Source organism: Paeniglutamicibacter sp. (genome assembly GCF_046714615.1).
Lineage (GTDB): Bacteria > Actinomycetota > Actinomycetes > Actinomycetales > Micrococcaceae > Paeniglutamicibacter.
Map to the genome: position 1 here is coordinate 1 of NZ_JBKKAP010000059.1, position 20,831 is coordinate 20,831.

Here is a 20,831-nt window from a genome sequence, read left to right on the forward strand (position 1 = left end):
CCCTGGTTTCCGAGCACACCGCGATGCCCCACGGCGGCTTCGTCTTCCGCAGCGGTAACACCACCGATGAGCATGCACAGGTCATCGAGTATTCGCTTTCCTTGCAGTCCAACCCGGAGTTCACCTCCAGCGTGCTGGTGGCCTACGCCCGCGCGGTGCACAGGATGAACCAGGCGGGCCAGATCGGCGCGAAGACCGTGTTTGACGTGGCCCCGGGCTTGCTCTCCCCCAAGTCCCCGGAACAGCTGCGCGCCGAATTGCTGTAGCCGGCACCGCCCGGACCGCAAGGCGTGCGGGGTCGGCCCCTCCGGTCTGTTCCCGTGCGCCCGTGTCGACTTCCGGCGGCTACCTTGGGGGTCTGTCCCTGCGCGGTTGCTGTAGCCAGGGCCGCAGCAACCTGGTGGTCACCGGCAGGAAGATGTAAGTCATGAGCGGGGTAAGGATGCAGATGTTCAGCAACACGGCCAACACCAGCGGCCAGTCCCCCAGCAGCGGCATCAGCAGGATGTTGGACAGCAGGCTCAGCGGGAAGAACGGCAGGAAGATGCTGACCGCCTGTTTCCAGCGCGGGGGAACCACGATGTCGGGAATCGTGAGGGTGGTGTCCCCGGGCTGCTCGAACCAACCCTCGATCCCCGTGCGGTGTTCCACCTTGGTGATTTCCACCAGCTCCGCCGCACTGTCCATCCACCAGCGCCGTTCTGCCGATTCGTCCCAGGCGGCCAGCGCCTTGGCCGAGGAGAAACGGTAAAGCACATGCCATTCGTTGGAATCCGGCGCGGTGCGGATCCAACCGGATCCGAGGTAACCGTCCCATTCGCGGGCCAGTTCCTGGCCAGCCTGGACCCAGGCGTTGAAGCGTCGGTGGTGTTCGGGCAATACCGTCCGGGTGATGGAGACGGTGATGGGCGTCGCTTGTGGCATGCCCATAATCTAACGTCCTCCCCCGCCTACGCCCAACCCACCACCAGCCGCGCCGCCTGGACCGGAATCGTGGGGTCCACGCCGGTGAGCTGGGCAAAGCGCTTCAGCCGGTTCATCAGGGTGTTGCGGTGGCAATACAAGCGGTCCGCGGCATGCGAGATGCTGCCGGTCTCCAGGTAGGCCTCCACCGCCGCGCCCAGGCGGCGGCGTTCGGTCGTTCCGCATTTTTCCAGGGCCCGCTCGACCTCGCCGAGTCCAGGAGCCCCCGCCCTGTCGAGCTCGCGCCTGGCCATGCGCGCCCAGCCCCGCGTCCAGGTCATGGCGCCCTGTTCCGCCGGCTCCAGCAGCTTCGCCAACGAGGCGGCCACCGCCGCCGCCTGCGGAACCCGTTCCAAGGTGCAGCCCTCGCCCAACAATCCGCAGGTCAGCCGTTCAAGGCTCGCGTAAAGCCGTTGCGCCCCGGATCCTGCACGAAGCCCCAGCGGAAAGAAGACCACCAGGGCATCGGCCCTTGAGTAGGTAAACACCTGGCCGCCGGCATGCGCATTGGCCAAAGCCAGACGCAGTGCGGGGATGTGGTCCCACGAAGCGACTGCCACGACGTATTCGGTTTCCAGGTCCTGGCCCAGCTCCTCGGCAATCCGATCCAATTCCGCGGGGGTCAGGTTCTTCTCGCTGAACAGCGTCGCCAGGTAACCCTGCCTCATGCTGGCCGCCTCCGCCTGGATCCTGGCAAGTTCGTCGACATAGGCGCGTTGGGTTTCCCCCGCGTAGCCGTCGACGACCTCCCAGACCCGGGCGGTGTGCCCGACCAGCAGCTGTGCGTCCCCCGGCTCGGCAATGCCGGTGATGGCTTCCCAGATTACCGAGAAGTCCAGCCGGATCGCCGTCATCAGCGCCTCGATCGGAACGCCGGCCCTAGCCCGGGAGACCCCCACGTCCAGTGCGATGGCACTGCGTTCGCGCAGGTAGTCCGGCTCATCGTTGTCCGCCTTCATCGCCAGGATCAGCGCCTCGAAGGAGGCACTGCCCGTGCGCCTGATTTCGCTGACCGGCAGCGGGGAGCTGGCGTAGCTGGGAACGGCACCGAGGCGTTCAATGAATTCGTCGGTCAGTTCCCCGATGTCCAGTCCCTCCAAGAGCGCGACCCAGCGCCGCGCATCGTCGGATTGGTCGTTTTGTGTGATTCCCGGGAAATCTGGCGTTAACATTCCCCCATAATATGTGCATTTGCACCGTTTGTGGCATGGAACTCGTTGTGAAACGTGCGCCATGTCACCGCCAATCCTTGGCAAGATATATGACGTCCCCACCATACGGATGGCGTGCAGCGACGCAACGGCCTTCCCCTTGAGATTCAGGCAGATAATCCCATGACCCACACTGGAACACTCGAAGCGGGTGCAACACGGCAGATCTCCGACAAGGAGGCCACCAAGGTTGCCATTGGCGCCCTCATTGGCACGGCCATGGAGTGGTACGACTTCTTCCTCTTCAGCGCCGCCGCGGCACTGGTCTTCAACGTCCAGTTCTTCGCCAGCCAAAATGCCACCGCGGCCGCCATGGCAGCCTTCGCCACGTTCGGCGTGGGACTGGTGGCCCGCCCCATCGGCGGCATGATCTTCGGCGTGATGGGAGACAAGATCGGGCGCCGCAAGACGCTCATGGTCACCATCGTCGGCATCGGCATTATCACCGGCCTGATCGGCCTGCTGCCGACCTACGCCGCCATCGGCATCGGCGCCCCGATCCTGCTGGTGTTGCTGCGCATCGCCCAGGGCCTGTTCGTCGGCGGCGAGTGGTCCGGCGCCATGACCATCGTGGTGGAAAACGCCCCGCTGCACCGCCGTGCCCGTTACGCGGCGTTGCCGCAAATCGGCTCGCCGATCGGCACCATCCTCTCCTCCGGCGGCTTCTTCCTGATGACGGTGTTCTTCTCCAAGGAGAGCTTCGACGCCTGGGGCTGGCGCATCCCGTTCCTGGCCGCGATCCCGATGCTGCTGGTGGCCCTGTACATCCGTAGCCGCCTCGACGAGTCCCCAGTCTTCAAGGAACTGATGGAAAAGGGCGAGACCGAAAAGGCCCCGATCCGCACCACACTGAAGGAATCCTGGAAGCAGATCATCATCGGCATGGCCGCCGGCATGCTGGGCATCGGCGGCTTCTACCTGGTCACCGCGTTTGTGGTCTGGTACGGCGTCAACGTGCTGGAATACGAGCGCTCGCTGATGCTGCTCGGCGGAATCATTGCCGCCGTCGTGGAAATCCCCGTGTTGATCCTCGGCGGCCGCCTCGGCGAGCGCTTCGGTTCCTCCAAGGTCATCACCTACGGCGGCATCTTCTCCGCCATCATCGCCTGGCCGGCCTTCCTGCTCATTGCCTCCGGCAACGACGTGCTGGTCATCGGCGGCATGACGCTGGCCGTTGCCGCGCTCTCGCTGCCCTATGCGGCCTCCGGCACGGTGCTCACCGGGCTGTTCCCGGCCAAGACCCGCTACACCGGCGTGGGCTTCGCGCAGAACACCGCCGGCATGATCTCCGGGTTCATCCCGCTGGCCGCCACCGCCCTGGTCGCGGCGGCCTCCAACCACTGGTGGCCGGCGGCCGCCATGCTCATCTTCCTCTCGCTGTTCACCGCGGTTGCAGGGGTCATTGCCCCTCGCCTCAGCGTCGACCTGCCCGGCTTCAAGCACTAGCCACCCGCCGTCCGGGCCCCGCACCCCGTGCGGGGCCCAGACGGATCTCCACCTTTCTTCACGCTCCACCGCAAAGGAACAACAGAGCCCATGACCATGTCAGCCGGACACCTCATCGTCAAGACCCTCGAGGCACAGGGCGTCTGTCGCGTCTACGCAGTACCTGGGGAAAGCTACCTCGATGTCCTCGACGGCCTGCACGACTCCTCGATCCACACCGTGGTCACCCGCCACGAGGGTGGGGCCGGCTTCATGGCGTTGGCCGAGGGCCGGCTGGGCTCAACCCCCGGCATTGCCATGGTTACCCGCGGCCCGGGTGCAGCCAACGCCATGATCGCGATCCACACCGCCTGGCAGGACGCCACGGCCATGGTGCTCTTCGTGGGGTTGATCCCGCTGGCCGACCGCGGCCGCGATTCCTTCCAGGAGTTCAGCCTGGGCGGCTGGTTCTCCACCACCGCCAAGGGCGTTTTTGTGCTCGACGACGAGCACCAGGCCGGGGACCTGGTGGCCCGCGCCATGCGCCTGGCTTCCACCGGCCGCCCGGGACCCGTGGTGGTGGGCCTGCCCGAGGACGTCCTGGTCCGCCTGACGGATTCGCCCGTCCCCGCGATCCTCCCGCTGCCCGATGCGGCCCCGAGCGCCTCCGGCCTCGGGACCCTGGCCACGATGCTGGGTACCGCCCAGCGCCCTGCCATCATCGTCGGCGGGGACGGCTGGGACACCGCCACCTCGGGGGTGCTGGCCGACTTCGCCGCCGCCGCCCACGTCCCGGTGCTCACCGACTGGCGCGCCTACGACGCGATCGACCACGACTCCCCCGCCTACGCCGGCTGGCTGGGCTACGGCAGGGCCGAGCGCACGGTGGCCGCCCTGAACGACGCCGACCTGCTGGTGTTCATCGGCTGCACCCGCTCCGATGTGCTCTCCGAGGGCTACAAGGCGGCATTGGACACCCCCACCATCGTTGTCTCCAACGATGCGGAATTGGTCGGCCATGCAGGACGCATCGACGCCCACCTGGCAGTGACCCCCGCCGGGCTCGTCTCCGCCCTTCCCGCCGGCGACACGCTGCGCGGAACCCGCGGCCCCCTGTGGATGGACACGCTGCGCGCCGAACAACTGGCCTTCACGGCCCCGGGACCCGACGGCGGCACCGGGGTGGATTTGGGGCTGGCGTTCGAGGCCCTTGAATCCGCGCTGGATCAGGACCGGATCCTCACCTACGGCGCCGGCAACGCCACGCTCTGGGGCCACCGCTACCTGTCCCACCACGGACCAAATTCCTTGGTGGGCCCGCGCAACGGCGCGATGGGGCTCTCGGTCCCCGCTGCGGTGGCGGCAAGCATCATGCACCCGGGGCGCCACGTCGTGGCCGTCTGCGGGGACGGGGACTTCTTCATGAACGCCCAGGAACTGGCGGTGTCCTTCGCGCACGGCGGGACCCCGCTGGTCATCGTGGCTGACAACGGCATCTTCGGCACCATCGTGGCCCACCAGCAGCAGCACTACCCGCAGCGGCCCTCGGGCACGGCGATGGACAACCCGAACTTCGCGCAGTGGATCGAGTCCTTCGGCGGGCACGGCGAATTCGTCGAAACCACCGCCGAATTCGCCCCGGCGCTTGAACGGGCCCTGGCCAGCGGCCTGCCGGCGGTGCTCCACCTGAAGACCGATCCCTCCACCATGGGCCCGGGCACCGTGGCGCACCGCGCAGGGGTCTCGGCATGAGACTCGATCTTCTGGTGCGCGCCGGCACCATCCTGACCATGGACGACGCGCGCCCCACTGCCCGCGAAATGGGGATCATCTCCGGGCGCATCGTCGGGTTCGACGAGGACCTGGCTGGCTGCACCGCAGATCGCACGGAGGACTTCGGCGACGCCTGCATCACCCCCGGTTTCATCGACGCCCATTGCCACACCACCTGGTGGGGACTGGGGCTCTCGGCACTGGACCTCTCGGAGGCACGCGGGCTCGAGGAACTCTATGCCCTGCTCGAAGCCGAAATGCACCGGCTGGCCCCCAAGCCCGGCGTGTGGCTCAACGGCACCGGCTTCAACCACAAGAACCACGAGGGGCTGTTCCCCGACATCAAGCGGCTCGACGCGATCACCGGGGACCGCCCGCTGTACCTGCGCCACGTCTCGGGCCACGCCTCGATCACCAACACCGCCACCCTCGCCCTGGCCGGGGCGTTGGAGCCGGACTTCGCCAATCCCGTGGGCGGCGCCGTGGTGCGCGATGGCCAGGGGGCTCCCACCGGTCTGGTCGAGGAAGCGGCCCAGGGAATCATCCAGAAGATGCTACTGCCCTACTCGGTGGACCAGATCGTCGGCGCCCTGGATGCCGCGACCGACCGCTACGCCGCCGAGGGCATCACTTCCTTCACCGAGGCCGGCATCGGCGGCGGCTGGATCGGCCACTCCCCCATCGAAATCACCGCCTACCAGCAGGCGCTGGCCGCAGGGAAGCTCCATGCCCGCGCCCAGCTCATGCCGGCTCTCGATGCGCTGCGCGGGCAGGAATCGCACGCCGAGGACGCCCACGGCACCGGTATCGGGCTGGGGCTGGATCTGGGCATCAGGGCAGGCTTCGGCAACGAACACCTCTCGCTGGGCCCCGTCAAGGTGTTCATGGACGGATCGCTTCTGGGCGCCACCGCGGCGGTGACCGAGGACTATTGCGGGCACCAGCACAACACCGGCTACCTGCTCGATGACCCGCAGTCCTACCGGGAACGGATCGCGGCCGCCTACCGCGCAGGCTGGCCCGTGGCCCTGCATGCCATCGGCGATGCGGCCATCGATTTGGCCATCGAGATCATCTCCGGGCTGCAGGAAAAGCACGGCCCCAATGCGCTGCCCAACCGCATCGAGCACTTCGGCATCGCCCGCCCCGACCAGGTGGAGGCCGTCGCCCTGCACGGCATTGCGGTGACCCCGCAGGCCTCGTTCATCGGCCCGCTCGGCGACCAGTTCGCCAAGCTCGTCGGCCCCGAGCGCGAGGGTTGGCTCTACCGCGGCCAGTCGCTGCTGGAGGCAGGGGTCCTGGCGGCGGGCAGCTCGGACCTGCCGGTGGCGGACAACAACGTGCGCCGGGCCATGGCCTCGGCAGTTGACCGCAAGACCGAGCAGGGCAAGATTCTGGGCGGAGCGGCCGAGTGCCTGAGCCCGCTGGAGGCGCTGCGCCTCTACACCGTGAACGCCGCCAAGGCCACCGGCCTGTTCGCCGACCGCGGGTCCCTGGCCCGCGGCAAGCTCGCTGACTTCGTGGTGCTTTCCGAATCCCCGCTGCGCGCCACTGACATTGCAGCGCTGCAGGTCCTGGGCACCTTCGTTGGCGGAAAGGCCAGCTACGCGCGCTCCGCCGCCAACGTGCCGGCAAACGCCTGAGCCCCCTACCTCGCCGCCCAACCAATTAGCAGGAGACATCATGACCTCGAACAACAGCGCATTCCTTGCCGATTTCACCTCGATGAGCAGCCACGGCGCGACCGCCGGTGGAGGCGTGGAGCGCCAGGCCGCCACCGTGGCCGACGGGCAGAACCGCAACTGGTTCCGCGGCCTGGTGGAGGGGCATGGCTTCACCGTGCACTACGACCAGGTCGGCAACCAGTACTCGATGCTCGAGCTGGCCCCCGGCGCCCCGTGGATCGCCGTAGGCTCCCATCTTGATTCCCAGCCGCTGGGCGGCCGCTTCGACGGTGCCTACGGCGTGTTGGCCGGGGCGCACGCGGCCAAGCGCGTCCAGGAATCCCTGGCCGGTGACGAGGCGCAGTTCAACATCGTGGTGATCAACTGGTTCAACGAGGAGGGCTGCAGGTTCAAGCCCTCGATGATGGGCAGTTCCGTCTACACCGGCAAGCTCCCGGCCGCCCAGGTGCTGGAAACCACCGACCCCCAGGGCGTCACGGTGCGTGAGGCACTCGAAGCCATCGGCACCATCGGCGACCTCGAGCTTCCCGTGGCCGCCTACGTGGAGATCCACATCGAGCAGGGTCGCTCCATGGAAGATGCCGGGCTGAGCATCGGGCTGGTCGAATCGACGTGGGGCGCAAACAAGTACGAGTTCGTGGTGCACGGCGACCAGGCGCACACCGGCGCGACGGTCATCGCCGATCGCCAGGACGCGCTGCTGGGGGCCTCCGCGTTGGTGGTTGCCGCCCGCGAGATCGCCCTGGAACACTCCACGGACGAGCACATGGTCATCACTTCCTGCGGCGAGTTCAATGTCTTCCCCAACTCCCCGGTGGTGGTGGCAAGCCGCGTGAACCTGCTGGTGGATGTGCGGTCCACCGACCCCGACGTGCTTGCCGCGGCGGATGCCGACCTGCACGCCCGCGTGGCGCGGATCGAGAAGATGGCCAACGTTCGGATCGAGCGCGGTGCCGAGCATGTCTGGGGCGCCAAGGCCTACGACCGGGCAGGGCTGAAGCTGGCCGCCGAGGCCGCCGAGTCGCTGGGCCTGAGCCACGGCGTGGTGCGCACCCTCGCGGGACACGATTCAACGAACATGAAGGACATCGTCCCGACCATCATGCTGTTCGTTCCCAGCGTCGAGGGCATCAGCCACAACGAACGCGAGCTGACCCACGATGCTGACATGCTCGACGGCGTGGACCTGCTCACCGAGGTGCTCCTGCGCGTGGTGCGCGGCGAATTCGTGTCCCCCGCAGAGAATGGGCGGGAATCCGCGGCGGATTCGTCTCTCGTGCGCTGATCACGCCACGTACGTCGTGCGGCCCGCCGCTTGCCGGCCGCATGGCTTCTCGCACACAGCGTGGGCCAGCATCCGGAAACGCTGACTTGAGGTATCCATAAGACGCCGGAGGCAGCACTGGGAATCCAGGGCAAGCTTCTGGTGCCGCACGAGCTGGAGAATGCGGTCTTTGCGAAGAAGTTGCCTTCCTCCTGCCATAACTTCATGCAGGTGCATGGGCAACGGGCGAATCCGGCAACGGATAGGCGAGTGGGGCCCGACCACTGCCCCAGGAATCCCGGCCCCGGGTTTGCCCCCTCTGGGCAGCAGGGGCCCTGCTCAAGCCATTCGCGGCCAGATTGCCCGGGGACACGGTGCCGACCAGCGAGGCTTTGGGGACCCGACTGTCAGATTTCAAGATCACTGGCGACAGGCAGGTTAAGTTGGCACCATTCAAATTTGTTGGCGGCGGCTGACAAGTCATGCCTGAAGTTAACAAATATGCAGCAACGCTCCCAAAAAATCCGTTATCGGGAGCGTTGCTGCATTCGGGGAAACCCGTCATGGCTTATCGCGTCAGGGACGGAGTCGAGGTTGATGGGCTGGGCTAAAGCCGAGTCCAGTCCACGCACACTGGAGCTTCGTCCCGAGATTCTTGAGACCGGATCGAGACGGGTCCGTGCTGCTGTTTAGCCGGTGCTTAGATGCGATTCTGGGTTCTGGCCTCCTCTTCGGATACGCCGCACCATTCGGCGATGAACAAGGCGATTGATTTGGTAATTTGGCGAACGGATTCGATATTGACGCGTTCGTCGAATCCGTGGATGGCTTCCGAAATGGGCCCATAGACGAGGGTCGGCATGTTTCCGTAGAGAGTGAAGACCCGCCCGTCAAGGTAACCGGGGGTCGTGAACGTCTCCAAGGGCGTGTCGAAGACATCTTGATGGCAACGTTCCAGGACCAACTCGGCTGTGCTTCCTTCCTCCAGTACGTAGCCTTCAGAAAAGAACCCAGTTTTGTTTGCCGTTACTTCAGCATCGGCGGTGCCCAAGGACTTTGACGATTCTTGGAGGCAATCGGTGATGGCCTTCCAAGCTTTCTCGGCGGGAACGCCCGGATAGAGCGCTGCCCTGACGTCGAATTCACACCAAGCCGGCACGCTGGAGGGCCAGTCTCCGCCTCGAATGAGGCCGAAGTTGAAATTGATGGGGTGCTCGACGTTCTCAAAGTAGAGGTGCTCATCCCTTTCTGCATTCCACTCTGTTTCCAAACGACGAAGTGCTTCCATGACCGTATAGGAAGCATCGATTGCGTTAAATCCCTCGCTCATCTCCCGAACGTGCGTTGGCTTTCCCGCAACCCGCACCTTGAACCAGATCACCCCAACATTCGCTCGCACCAGCATGTTTTCTTCCGGTTCGGGGATGATCACGGCATCGGCTGTGTAACCGCGCATTAGCGCGGACAGCGAACCGTTTCCTGTGCATTCTTCCTCCACGACGGACTGGAAATGGATCGTCCCGGTGGGGATGAGCCCGGCTGCGCGAACCGCGTCAAAGGCGAATAGGTTGGCCGCCAGTCCGGCCTTCATATCGCCGCTGCCGCGACCGTACATCCATCCGTCGATGATGGCAGCGTCCCAAGGTGAGCGATTCCATTGGTCCTCGGGACCGACGGGAACCACGTCAACGTGGCCGTTGAGTATGAGTGACTTCCCCCTCTCCATCTCGGGCGTGAACGTGCCTACGACGTTGGTTACTCCGTCATACGTGACGGTGCTCGGCCCGTATCCGATGTGCTCTTTGAGTGCCTTCTCGTCCAGCTCCCACCGGTCCATCGCAAACCCTCGGTCACGCATCGCCGCGTAGAGGAAGTCTTGCGCGCTTCCTTCTTCCGTCCGTACGGAGGGATGCCGGATTAGTTCACCTGTGAAGTGGAGTTGTTGGTCGAATGCGGCGTCAACGGCGGCGGTGATTCGATCTTTGTGGTCTTGGTTGAGCATGCCTGGCTCCTTTGTAGAGTTGGGAAGATTCGGTGTGGCTGAGGTTCGCTTAGCTGACAAGCTCTTTGTCCTTCACTCGGAGGCGTTCGCCGAAGAATCCGCCGACGGCAGTTATCAGAGATATGACTATCAGCAGAGTCGCCGCCGTCCACGACGCGCCACCGGAGGTGGCAAGAAGTGCGATGGCAATGAGTGGGAGGAAACCGGTGATGGCACCTGCAATGTTGTACCCGAGGGCCACCCCGCTATAGCGAAGATTTGGGGGAAAAAGTTCGGTAAGTAGGGCGCCGGTCACCGCGTAGGCGAGAGTTACCAAGGCAATTCCCAGGGTCACGGCCAAGACGACGGCAGCGGGGTTCTTACTGTCGATGAGCCAGAACAGCGGGAAGGCTCCGGCGGCTGTCGCCAAGGCGCCCCAGAAGACCATGCGTCCGGGACCCACGCGTTCCGCAAGGCGGCCAGCAAGGATAGTCACGGGAATCTGGACGACCGAGGCGACAAGGGTGGAATTGACCATGAGCCCCCTATCGAGGCCCAGGGTATTGGCACCGTAGCTGACCACAAACGTAGTCATGATGTAGAAGCCGCCCACGCCAAGGAGCGCGGCTGCAACCGCGACGAGGAGTCGACCCCAGGCATGCCTGAAGATGTCGAGCGCAGGAATTTTTGCCTTATTCTCAAGCTTGACAAGGTCCTGGAAGATCGGCGATTCTTCGACTTTGAGACGAATGTAGAGGGCAACGAGCAGCAACGGAAAGGCCGCAAGGAATGGAATGCGCCATCCCCAGGCATCGAAGTCGGATGGTGGCAGCAAAAGCACCAAAGCGAACGCCCCGGAAGACATGAGTGTGCCAACGGGCGATCCTATCTGAACAAGCGCGGCGTAACGTCCACGTTGCTCGATCGGCGCGTGCTCGATGGCGATAGTCATGGCCCCGCCCCACTCGCCACCCACAGCAAGACCTTGAACCAGCCGGAGCACTGCGAGGGCAATAGGTGCGGCCAGACCGATGCTGCCGAAATCCGGGAGCAGACCGATGAGCCCGGTCGCAACGCCAATCATGACGATGGTAATCAGAAGCGCCGGGCGGCGACCCATGCGGTCACCGATGTAGCCGAACAGGACCGCCCCGATTGGGCGGGCGGCAAAGCCCACGCCGAAGGTGGCAAAGGCCGCCAACGTGGCCGCCCCCGGATCCAAAGTCGTGAAAAAGAGCCGGTTGAAGACGATGGCCGCCGCGGTACCAAATAGGAAATAGTCGTACCATTCCAGCGCCGTGCCGACGAACGCGGCCCGTGCGATCCTCCCCGCATCATGGCTGCCAAGCTTTACGGGCCCGCTCTCCGCTGCTACGTTCTGCTCGACGTTCTCTGATGCCTGCATGAAAAACTCCGTTTACTCTGTGTCGTATTTCTTGGCCGGTGCTCCGAGGATGACCAAAACACCATCGAAAAATACTCTGTTGTGCAAATTGCTAATGCCCCCCGGAGAACCCTGATGGGCCGTGCGAGCAAGTATCCCGCTCGATTGCCTAATTTTTTAGGGCTTCCATTCAAGAATGGCGTTTGTAAGGGGGCTGCGGCAATGGATAAACACACCCGTATCAGCCTCTAGAATGGGCAAATGTCGAACGAACGGTACAGATTGCCCAATCTCCCCTTAGCTACGCCGTCAGTACTTGCAGTCGTAAAATTGTGCCTGGCGGAGATCGATACTTTGGCAGAGGCTTATGTTGCAGAGGTCAGGGAGATCAGCGGCTATGAGCCGTCCACCGTAGCGTCGGAAGACCTGTATGACACTGCCACCGCGTCACTTGAGCTGTTGCTGTGTCTCATCGGTGGGTTGCCCCTGAGGCGGCAGCTGACCAGTCTTTCAGAATCGATCGGCCAGCGGAGGGCCCAGCAGGGTGTGCCGATTGAAACTCTGCTCAAAGCGGTCCGGATGGATTTCAGAATCCTGTGGACGGCCATGTTGCGGCATGTGCCCGCCGAAAGGCTCGCAGATTTCACCCGCGGTGCAGTATCCGTCTGGGAAGCTGTTGAATTCCATACCATTGGCGTGCACACCGGGTACATGAACGAACGCGCCAGCATGGCTCGTGAGCGGGAGCAAGAGAAGGCGTATCACCTTCACCGGCTTTTGTCCTCGACCCCGGATGATCAACATCAGCTGGCCCAAACTGCACGGTCACTCAACCTCAGCCTCCAAGGCGCATTCCTCATTATTCTCTCCTTGGACACCAGCTCACAGGATTTCCGGGCGGCGGCCACCCGGGCCAACGCTCTGAAGAGCCTTTATGAACGAGACGGTTCGCTCTTCCTCCTTTTGGATTTCCCCTCCCGCGAGCAGGCGACGATTCCACCATGGATAGAGACGCAACAATGCATTGTCTCGCCTGTCGCCCGTTCCTTCGCAGATATTCCAAGAATATGGAGGATAGCCGCCGACATGGCCGCCTGCGTGGGTAATCCGCCCCCGTCTCCCATCACGCTTCGTGACGCGTGGTCCCAGATCGCGGCTGCCCGTCTCGGGGAAGTGGGGGAAACGCTAGCGCGATCTATTCTGGCTGGGCTGGAAGGTCTTCCGGAACACGAAGCCGAAGCGATTGTCGAAACCGTACGCGGATATTTCCGTTTCGGAAAAGTAAGTTCCACAGCTGATTATCTCTACTGCCACCGCAACACGGTACTGAACCGACTCGGCAGGTTTGAACAAGTCACAGGATTCGACCCGACCAGACCAGTCGATGCCGCCTACATACAGATCGCTCTTTCCTGCGGTGACATGAAGAATCGACGGGCGATGTGAATGCAGGGTTTTCAACGTCAATATATTGATTGAATCCTGCTCGACCCCGATAAGTCGATCACCCAGCGAGGTCGGGCAGCAGGGCCCCCCAATCGGGAAGGGAAAGGGACCAGAGGCCGGAAACGGTCGAGCAGCGAGCAAAAAGAACTGTGCAACTCTGAAGTTCTCACCACTAGTCGGCAGTCGCCCAAATCAAGCCATCCGGCGCTAAATTTCCTAAGGTCACTGTGACAGCCGCCAACGCCGTTCTGCCCCTCGGCCTAGGCTGTTCCGGCCCGCGCGGATCGCAGCAATTGCGCCAGGGACATCGGCGGTTCCCCGGTGATCCGCTCGATGTCGCCGCTGACCCTTTCCAGGGCGCCGGCGGCGATGGCCAAGTAGGTGGAGACCCAGGCGTCGAGCTGCCACGGCGGGGCGCCGTAGGAGGCCCGCGAGGCGTAGGCCTCCTGGACGCTCTCGTTCACATAGGTGACACGGCGCGGGCCGAGGTCGCTGAGGAGCCGAGCGACCTCGGCCAGCGACAGGGCCTCGGGTCCGGTCAGCTCGTAGGTCGCACCGACATGCTTCTGCGGTGCGCGCACGATCGCCGCGGCGGTCCGGGCAACATCGAACCGGGCAACCACTGCGGCCTTGCCGTCGCCGGCCGGCCCCCGGATGAGCCCGTCCTCCCCCACCAGGTCCGGCAGGAAATCGGCGTAGAAGTTGTCGCGCAGGAACGTGTGGTGGAGCCCGGAGGCCCGGATGTATTCCTCGGTGGCGTAGTGGTCGCGGGCCAGGGTGAACACGGCATCCTGGGCGGCACCGACAAACGAGACGTAGATGAGGTGCCGCACCCCGGCCTCCACTGCGGCATCCACGAAGTCGCAATGTTGATCCAGCCGCTCCCGGCTTTCAGACGCGGAAACCATGAACACTGTTTCGGCCCCCGCCAACGCGGTGCGGGTGGCCGAGGTGTTTTCGTAGGCGGCCTGCAGCACCGTGGCACCGTCAAGCGGCGGCGCCTTGCGCGGGGTCCTGGCCAGCAGGCGCTGCTTCACGCCTGCGGCACTGAGCAGCGCGGCGACCCTGCCGCCGAGTTCCCCGGTGGACCCGGTCACGGCCAGCGGTGGCGGAATGAGCTTCATGGTTACATTCCATCACTGAACCCGGCCCCGGCATAGGAAGCCGCCCGGGCACGGGCAGGCGATGTGTCTCCGGGCATGGATTTCCGGGCGCGGCGGGGCGATGCTGGAAGCATGAAAACGTTGAACCACAGCGCCGTGTATGTGGAAGCAACACGGGCAGACATCCACGATCTTGTCCGCACCCTCATTGACGCCATCGGCGCACCCCAGGTCCAGGTGCTGTCCGGGACCACGGACCGCACTGCCCCGCACCGCTGGGCCCATCCGGAGGGCACCGAGCTGGATGCCGTGACGGAACAACGCCTGCGCCTTGGCTACCGGGTGTGGCTGACCCTGCAAAGCCTGGAGGATCCGGGGGCGGCGGCAGCATGGCTGCAGACCGCCAACCCGCTGCTTGACGAGGACCGTCCACTGGACTTCATCGCGAAGATGCACGCACAGCAGGTCGTGAACGCGGCCGAGTCGCTGGTGACCCACATCCCGAAACGCTGAGGCCCAGGGGCTTGGGGCCCTCCGGGATCCGCCCTAGACCCAAAGGTGCGGGGCAGGCCTGCGCGCGCCCGGCAATGCCGTGTCCGCGCGCCAGCGCGCCACCCACTCGGGAAGAACCAGGTCCTCCGGAGGGCCGAGCCCCATCGTGGCAAGGATCTTTTCGTTGGCCACCGGGCCCTCCTTGGACAGCAGACGCGTGGCGATGGTGGCCTGCACATAGATTTCGCCGTCGACGACCATCCGCTGCTCGAAGTAGATGGATTTTTCGTCCATGCCCAGGATCCTGGTTTCCTGCGTGAATTTCTGGTTGAACACCACGGACTTGCGGAAGGTGATGGTCTCGGACTGGACCACCGGCGTCCACTTGTTTTTCTTCATCTCGTCCCACACCCCCGCACGCACCATGAGGTCGAAGCGGCCCAGGTCGAAGAGGGAAAAGTACATCCCGTTGTTGATGTGCCCGGCCATGTCGATGTCGGTGAGCAGGGCGCGCATCGGCACCGAGGAGGTCTCGAACATGGAGAGCTTGGGGCGCTTGCGGGCCGTGGACAGCAGAATCAGGAGACGAAGGAGTGCATGCATGAAACCCATCCTACTCATGGGTAACTTTACTGTCACCCAGCTCACAGCAGGCAGTGATTGACATTCATCAATGGGTTACCTCAAGATTGATCACGGACACCACCGTGTTTCCACCCTCCGCACCCACCTCCAGGACCCACCCATGGCCCCGCGCGCGCTACGACCCTTCGCCCACCGCGACTACCGTATCCTCCTGATCGCGATGGCCATCAGTGTGTTTGCCCATGGCATGTGGGCGGTGGCCATGGTCTACCAGGTCAAGCACCTGGGCGGCGGCCCCGCCCAGCTTTCGGTGGTGGCCACCGCAACATCGCTGGGGTTGCTTGGCTTCGTGCTCGTTGGCGGCATCACCGCCGACCGGGTCAGTTGCCGGAAGATCATCATCGCTGTCGAGGCCGTCTCGCTGGCCGTGATGACCACCGTGGCGATCCTGGCGCTGACCGGCGCCATGGAGCTTTGGCACCTGGCCGTGGCCGGTTTCATCCAGGGTGCGGGCGCCGCGTTCTTCTTCCCCGCTTATTCCGCGCTGCTGCCCCGCATCCTGCCGGCCGAGGACCTGCTGGCCGCCAACGGCATGGAGGGCATGTTCCGCCCGGTGCTGCAACAGGCCGCCGGCCCCGCGATTGCCGGCGTGCTGGTCGCCTCGTTCAATCCGTCAATGGCGGTTCTCGGGATCGCCGCCTGCCACCTTGTCGCGTTCGTGGTCCTGAACATGCTGGGGCACCACAAGGCCTACGACGCGCACCTGGAACCCAACCAGAAGCGCCCGAGCGTCCTGGCCGACCTGCGCGAGGCCGTCGGGTACACCGTGGGCACCCCGTGGCTGCTCTGGACCCTGCTTTTCGCCGTCGTCTCGGTGCTCAGCTTCATTGGCCCCATCGAGGTGCTACTGCCGTTCGTCGTGGAGGAACAGCTGGGCGGGGACGCCAAGACCTTCGGGTTCATGCTCGCCGCCTACGGCATCGGCAGCGCCATCGGCTCGATGGTGACCTCTTCCTTCCCGCTGCCGAGGCGCTACCTCACCTTCATGATCATGTTCTGGGGTTTCGGCACGCTGCCGATGGCCTTGATCGGGCTCACCAGCACGCCGCTTGCGCTGGCAATCATCATGGTCATCCCGGGCATCACCGGCGGACTCGGACAGGTCATCTGGGGCACGCTGCTGCAGCGCCGGGTGCCGCACCACATGCTGGGCAGGATTTCCTCGCTGGATTTCTTCGTCTCGCTGGCGCTCATGCCGGTGTCCATGGCCCTGGCCGGGCCGCTTGCCGAGGTCATTCCCTTGTGGACGATCTTCGTGGTGGCGGGCGTGGCTTCGCCGGTGATCGGTGTTGTGGCTTGGTTCGCCGGACGAATGTACCGGGACGAGATCGAGCATCCCCTCGATCGTGAAGCGGCACCACAACCGACGGACGCCTGACCTGCGTCGGATTGCCGGGCACACGGGTGCCGGCAAGCCGCAGGCGCCGCCCGGTTTCCCGCCCCTCCAGGAGCTGCAGCGGCTTCTGCCACCGGCCCTGGCAGCCCGTCGCTACAGGTAGGGGCGGGTGATGAACTCTATGTAGTGGCCCGCCGGGTCCAGAAGGTAGACGCCTCGGCCGCCGTGTTCGGTGTTCGTCTGGCCCGGGCGGGTTCGTTGCGGGTCGGCCCAATGCTCGATGCCGCGTTCCCGGATCCGCGCGTAGGTGCGGTCGAAGTGCGCGTCGTCGACCAGGAATGCGTAGTGCTGCGGCGGGAAGTCGATGGGCGGTTCGGCGAACTGCAGCATGGCCCCGTCGTCCAGCTGGATGTTGGTGAAGGGACTCCATCTGACGATCCGGTGGGCCTCAGTGAGATCGATGAAGAACTGTGCCGAAGCCTCGCGGTCCTTGGCGGCAATGATGGTGTGGTTGAAGGAAATGCTCATGGTGTTTTCCAACTTCTCGATTCGGTGAATCAGAAGGACTAAGGCAACGCCTGGCCCACGTGCCAGGCAATGGAAAAAGGTGAGTGTGCGCCCGATACGGAAGGGCTCTTGCTGCACGCAAGATCGTCACCACCGAAGGCTCGGGGCAGGACCTCCAATCGCCATGTTGTGGCGACAACGTGTGTGGCCTTGGCCTCCCTCAGTCTCTGCTCATCTGTGCACACCAAGAATTCTTGCATGCTGCGAAAGCGCGGTTTCAAGGGGAGAACCCTTCAAAAACCTCGATGCCTGTCGGGTGACTAGGCGCATCCGCGCTCACTCCTTGGCCCTCCGGCACTCGGGGGCCACCAAGGCTTAACCTTTCGGACACCAATCCTCCCTAAGGTCTAGTTCACGACCTCGAGCCATCGCGTTCGATAATCCCCTCTGGTCGAAACCCGTTTGAAAGGCGCACCATGACAACCCCTTCTTCCGTCCCCCGCCGTGGCATTCTGCTCGGTGGCACGGCCGCCGCATTCACCGGCATCCTGGCCGCCGGGGCCCGTCCGGCCGCAGCCGTCACTCCCAAGAAGCAGGGGTCGCCGGCGAGCGCAAAACTGAAGTTTGGCCAGGACGGCAAGTTCAAGGTAGTCCAGTTCAACGACACCCAGGACGGGCCGCGGACCGACCGACGCACCCTCGAGCTCATGGACGCCGTGCTGGACTCCGAGAAGCCGGGCTTCGTCCTGATCAACGGAGACGTCATCAACGGCTCCCCCATCTCCGCGACGGAGGTCAAGCAGGCCATCAACAACGTCGTCCAGCCCATGGAATCCCGAAAGATCCCGTGGGCCCTGACCTTCGGCAACCACGACGAGGATTCCCTGTCGAACGGCACGAAGATGACCGAGGCGAAGATCCTCGAGTTCGTGCACGGCTACGACTACAACGTCAACACCAAGGACGACGAGACCTTTGGCTCCTCGAATTCCCAGCTGCTCATCGCCTCGTCGCGCAGCAGCAAGCCGGTCTTCGGCGTTTGGCTGCTGGACTCGGGCCGCTACGCCCCCGACAAGATCGCCGGGCAGGACTTCGAGGGCTTGATGTCCTACGACTGGATCCGCCCTGAACAGATCGATTGGTACCGTGAGACCTCCCGCGCCACCGAGGTGCGGCACGGCAAGATCCCGTCGTTGATGTTCTTCCACATCCCGCTGTGGGAACACCACCACATGTGGTTCGGTTCCCAGTTCACCTCCAACGACGCTGACCACGCCAAGGCCGTGACGAAGCACGGAATCGTGGGCGTGAAGAACGAGGACGTCTACGTCGGCGCATTCAACTCGGGTCTGTTCGCCGCCATGCAGGAACGCGGCGATGTGCGCGGCGCGTACTGCGGTCACGACCACATCAACACCTTCATGGGCGACTACTACGGCATCGAGCTGGGCTACGGCCCCGGCACCGGGTTCGGCACCTATGGCATGGGCGGTGCGCAGGAGCACAGCCTGCGCGGCGCGCGTGTCTTTGAACTCGACGAAAAGCACGAGGGCGTGTACTCCGGCACCCGCACCCTCTTCGCCAAGGACTACGGGATCGACATGGATCCGAAGGGCCAGCCGTTGGCCGAGCCGCTGCCCCTGCCCCAGCGCTAACGGCGGAAACCCACAGCGCCCTACTTCGGGCCGCGGCGCGGCCTGGCCGGACGTGTCCCCGCCGCCTCCTCGATGGCATCGGCCGCACGAATGAGCCCCAGGTGCGAGAGTGCCTGGGGGAAGTTCCCGGCCATGTGACCGGAGACCGGGTCGAATTCCTCGGCCACCAGCCCGACGTCGTTGACGATCCCGGCGAGCTTCGCAAGAAGCCGCCGGGCATCGTCGATGCGCCCGGAATGCGCATACTGTTCGATGAGCCAGCAGGTGCAGACCACGAACGTGTACTCCCCCGGCGGCAACCCGTCGGTCCCGGCCTCGGTCCGGTAGCGCCGGACGAAGCCGTGTTGGCCCAACAGCTCGCTTTCCAGCCGCGCCACGGTGCCCAGCATGCGGGGGTCCCCGTAGTCGACGAACCCGACCTGGGCAAGTACCAGCAACGAGGCGTCGACCTCGGTGTTGTCGTAGGTCTGCGTGAACGAGTTCAGTTCCGCGTTGTATCCCTTCTCCAGGATCTCGGCGCGCAGCGCATCGCGTGCGGCCTCCCACCTGTTCACATCGCCGGATTGGCCGTGGTGCCTCACGGCCCGCACCCCTGCCTCCAGGGCCGCCCACATCATGACCCGCGAATGCGTGAAGTACTCGGGGTCCCCGCGCATTTCCCACACGCCGTGGTCCCTGCGCTCGAGGTTGGCGATCACGTCCGCGATCATCGCCTTTTGCAGCGGCCAGGAGAAGTGGTCCTCGTGCCCACCCATGGTGCGCAACTCATCCAGTGCCACCATGACCTCCCCGACCACGTCCCCCTGGTATTGGCGCACTGCCGCATTCCCGATGCGTACCGGCTTGGCCCCGCCGTAGCCGGGCAGGTGCTGCAGGATGCGTTCGGGCAGCTCGCGCTCGCCGGCGACCCCGTACATCACCTGCACCGTGTGGTGGTCGCCGGCAATGGCCCGCAACAGCCAGTCGCGCCATTGCAGGGCCTCCTGCTCGTAGCCGTGGGTCATCATCACCTGCAGGGTCAGTGCGGCATCGCGCAACCAGCAGAAGCGGTAGTCCCAGTTCCGCTCGCCGCCGAAGAACTCGGGCAGCGAGGTCGTCGGGGCGGCGGCGATGCCGCCGGTCTCACGGTGCGTCAGCGCCTTGAGCACCAGCAGCGAGCGGCGCACCAGCGCTTCGTGGTCACCGTGCGGCGGGATCTTGGCCGCCCATTCACGCCAGTGGCGGGCTGTCTGTGTCATGGCCAGGCCCAGGTCGTTCGCCGCGGGAATCCCCGCATGGCCCAGGTAGCAGGCGAACTCGAAGTCATAGACTTCCCCGGCCCGCACCTCGAATTCGTCGCGGTGGGTATGGTGCTTGGCCTTGGGAAGCCGGGTGGCGTGGAGCACCGCCGCATGCGGGCCGGCGACTGCAACCAGCGACTCGGTGCCCTGCACCGGGTCGAAGTTGCGCCGCACCCACGGCAGCACCTGGCCGTAGTCGTACCTGATGACCAGTTCGTGCTCAAACTTCATGGACCCCGAGAGTCCCTCCACCCGGCGCATGATGCTGGATCCGCCATTGCCCATGGGCATGAAGTCCGTGACCAGGACCTGCCCGGTATCGCTGCCCCACAGCGTGCGCAGGACAAAGGAGGAATCCAGGTAGTTGCGGCTGATCACTTCACCTTCAAGCGGTGCCAGCAACCAGCGGCCGTTTTCCCTGGTGCCCAGCAAGGCGGCGAAGACAGACCCCGAGTCGAAACGGGGAAAACACAGCCAGTCCACCGAGCCGCGGAGGGAGACCAATGCCGCAGTGCGCTGGTCTGAGAGCAGCGCATAGTCTTCGATCAAAGTGCCCATGGCCCCACCCAATCGCATTTGCCGCTTCCAGACAAGGTATTTTGGCTCCCGCGCGGCAACAAGGGCTTGAGGGATGCTGGCCATGCGATAGGTTCAATGGTGGGATGATGACCGGCTATGTGC

The 20,831-nt window shown here is 64.6% G+C and carries 16 protein-coding genes and 1 pseudogene; 9 read left to right on the plus strand and 8 right to left on the minus strand.

From position 1 onward, the window contains the following. Positions 1 to 266, plus strand: a pseudogene (locus ACLQ7E_RS06590) (diaminopimelate dehydrogenase); the annotation flags it as partial. Positions 267 to 345: 79 nt separating this feature from the next. Here ACLQ7E_RS06590 and ACLQ7E_RS06595 read toward each other — a convergent pair. Both ACLQ7E_RS06595 and ACLQ7E_RS06600 read right to left on the minus strand, forming a co-directional pair. Then, positions 346 to 924 (minus strand): antibiotic biosynthesis monooxygenase, encoded by a 579-nt coding sequence (locus ACLQ7E_RS06595; protein WP_411731774.1) that lies wholly within the window; start codon positions 922 to 924, stop codon positions 346 to 348. A 26-nt stretch (positions 925 to 950) separates the two neighbouring features. Further along, positions 951 to 2,135, minus strand: a complete 1,185-nt coding sequence (locus tag ACLQ7E_RS06600; RefSeq protein ID WP_411731775.1) for a helix-turn-helix domain-containing protein — start codon at positions 2,133 to 2,135, stop codon at positions 951 to 953. Between the two features lie 162 nt (positions 2,136 to 2,297). Between ACLQ7E_RS06600 and ACLQ7E_RS06605 the strand changes: the two genes are divergently transcribed. From ACLQ7E_RS06605 to ACLQ7E_RS06620, 4 genes are all read left to right on the plus strand, one after another. After that, a complete protein-coding gene (locus tag ACLQ7E_RS06605; RefSeq protein WP_411731776.1) occupies positions 2,298 to 3,620 on the plus strand; it encodes an MFS transporter in 1,323 nt (440 codons plus the stop codon). A gap of 90 nt (positions 3,621 to 3,710) precedes the next feature. Next, complete coding sequence (locus ACLQ7E_RS06610) at positions 3,711 to 5,351, plus strand: thiamine pyrophosphate-dependent enzyme (protein WP_411731777.1); 1,641 nt, start codon at positions 3,711 to 3,713, stop codon at positions 5,349 to 5,351. Continuing rightward, a complete protein-coding gene (locus ACLQ7E_RS06615; RefSeq protein WP_411731778.1) occupies positions 5,348 to 7,015 on the plus strand; it encodes an amidohydrolase in 1,668 nt (555 codons plus the stop codon). The genes ACLQ7E_RS06610 and ACLQ7E_RS06615 overlap by 4 nt, the downstream gene beginning before the upstream one ends. A 40-nt stretch (positions 7,016 to 7,055) precedes the next feature. After that, positions 7,056 to 8,342, plus strand: coding sequence for a M20 family metallo-hydrolase (locus ACLQ7E_RS06620; protein WP_411731779.1), 1,287 nt, complete (start codon positions 7,056 to 7,058; stop codon positions 8,340 to 8,342). A gap of 679 nt (positions 8,343 to 9,021) precedes the next feature. Here ACLQ7E_RS06620 and ACLQ7E_RS06625 read toward each other — a convergent pair. Together ACLQ7E_RS06625 and ACLQ7E_RS06630 are read right to left on the minus strand one after the other, a co-directional pair. Then, positions 9,022 to 10,323 (minus strand): ArgE/DapE family deacylase, encoded by a 1,302-nt coding sequence (locus ACLQ7E_RS06625; RefSeq protein ID WP_411731780.1) that lies wholly within the window; start codon positions 10,321 to 10,323, stop codon positions 9,022 to 9,024. A 49-nt stretch (positions 10,324 to 10,372) separates the two neighbouring features. Then, the gene (locus tag ACLQ7E_RS06630) at positions 10,373 to 11,707 is read right to left on the minus strand and encodes an MFS transporter (RefSeq protein ID WP_411731781.1); all 1,335 of its coding nucleotides are present in this window, start codon (positions 11,705 to 11,707) and stop codon (positions 10,373 to 10,375) included. A gap of 240 nt (positions 11,708 to 11,947) precedes the next feature. Between ACLQ7E_RS06630 and ACLQ7E_RS06635 the strand changes: the two genes are divergently transcribed. Next, complete coding sequence (locus tag ACLQ7E_RS06635; RefSeq protein ID WP_411731782.1) at positions 11,948 to 13,132, plus strand: PucR family transcriptional regulator; 1,185 nt, start codon at positions 11,948 to 11,950, stop codon at positions 13,130 to 13,132. Between the two features lie 260 nt (positions 13,133 to 13,392). Here the strand turns inward: ACLQ7E_RS06635 and ACLQ7E_RS06640 are convergent, their stop codons facing one another. Then, entirely contained in the window at positions 13,393 to 14,256 is an 864-nt protein-coding gene (locus ACLQ7E_RS06640) for an SDR family oxidoreductase (protein ID WP_411731783.1), read from the minus strand. A 111-nt stretch (positions 14,257 to 14,367) separates the two neighbouring features. Here ACLQ7E_RS06640 and ACLQ7E_RS06645 point away from each other — a divergent pair, with 111 nt between their 5' ends. Beyond that, complete coding sequence (locus ACLQ7E_RS06645) at positions 14,368 to 14,748, plus strand: hypothetical protein (protein WP_411731784.1); 381 nt, start codon at positions 14,368 to 14,370, stop codon at positions 14,746 to 14,748. 33 nt (positions 14,749 to 14,781) lie between these two features. Here ACLQ7E_RS06645 and ACLQ7E_RS06650 read toward each other — a convergent pair whose 3' ends face one another. Further along, the gene (locus tag ACLQ7E_RS06650; protein ID WP_411731785.1) at positions 14,782 to 15,330 is read right to left on the minus strand and encodes an acyl-CoA thioesterase; all 549 of its coding nucleotides are present in this window, start codon (positions 15,328 to 15,330) and stop codon (positions 14,782 to 14,784) included. Between the two features lie 142 nt (positions 15,331 to 15,472). Between ACLQ7E_RS06650 and ACLQ7E_RS06655 the strand changes: the two genes are divergently transcribed. After that, positions 15,473 to 16,750 (plus strand): MFS transporter, encoded by a 1,278-nt coding sequence (locus ACLQ7E_RS06655; RefSeq protein ID WP_411731786.1) that lies wholly within the window; start codon positions 15,473 to 15,475, stop codon positions 16,748 to 16,750. A 111-nt stretch (positions 16,751 to 16,861) separates the two neighbouring features. Here the strand turns inward: ACLQ7E_RS06655 and ACLQ7E_RS06660 are convergent, their stop codons facing one another. Next, on the minus strand, positions 16,862 to 17,236 hold the full coding sequence (locus ACLQ7E_RS06660) for a VOC family protein (protein WP_411731787.1): 375 nt from the start codon (positions 17,234 to 17,236) through the stop codon (positions 16,862 to 16,864). 455 nt (positions 17,237 to 17,691) lie between these two features. Here ACLQ7E_RS06660 and ACLQ7E_RS06665 point away from each other — a divergent pair, with 455 nt between their 5' ends. Beyond that, entirely contained in the window at positions 17,692 to 18,870 is a 1,179-nt protein-coding gene (locus ACLQ7E_RS06665; RefSeq protein WP_411731788.1) for a metallophosphoesterase family protein, read from the plus strand. Between the two features lie 20 nt (positions 18,871 to 18,890). On the opposite strand, the gene ACLQ7E_RS06670 is transcribed toward ACLQ7E_RS06665, so the two are convergent. Next, positions 18,891 to 20,726: a glycoside hydrolase family 15 protein gene (locus ACLQ7E_RS06670; RefSeq protein ID WP_411731789.1), complete on the minus strand. Its 1,836-nt coding sequence runs from the start codon at positions 20,724 to 20,726 to the stop codon at positions 18,891 to 18,893. Between the last annotated feature and the right edge of the window lie 105 nt (positions 20,727 to 20,831).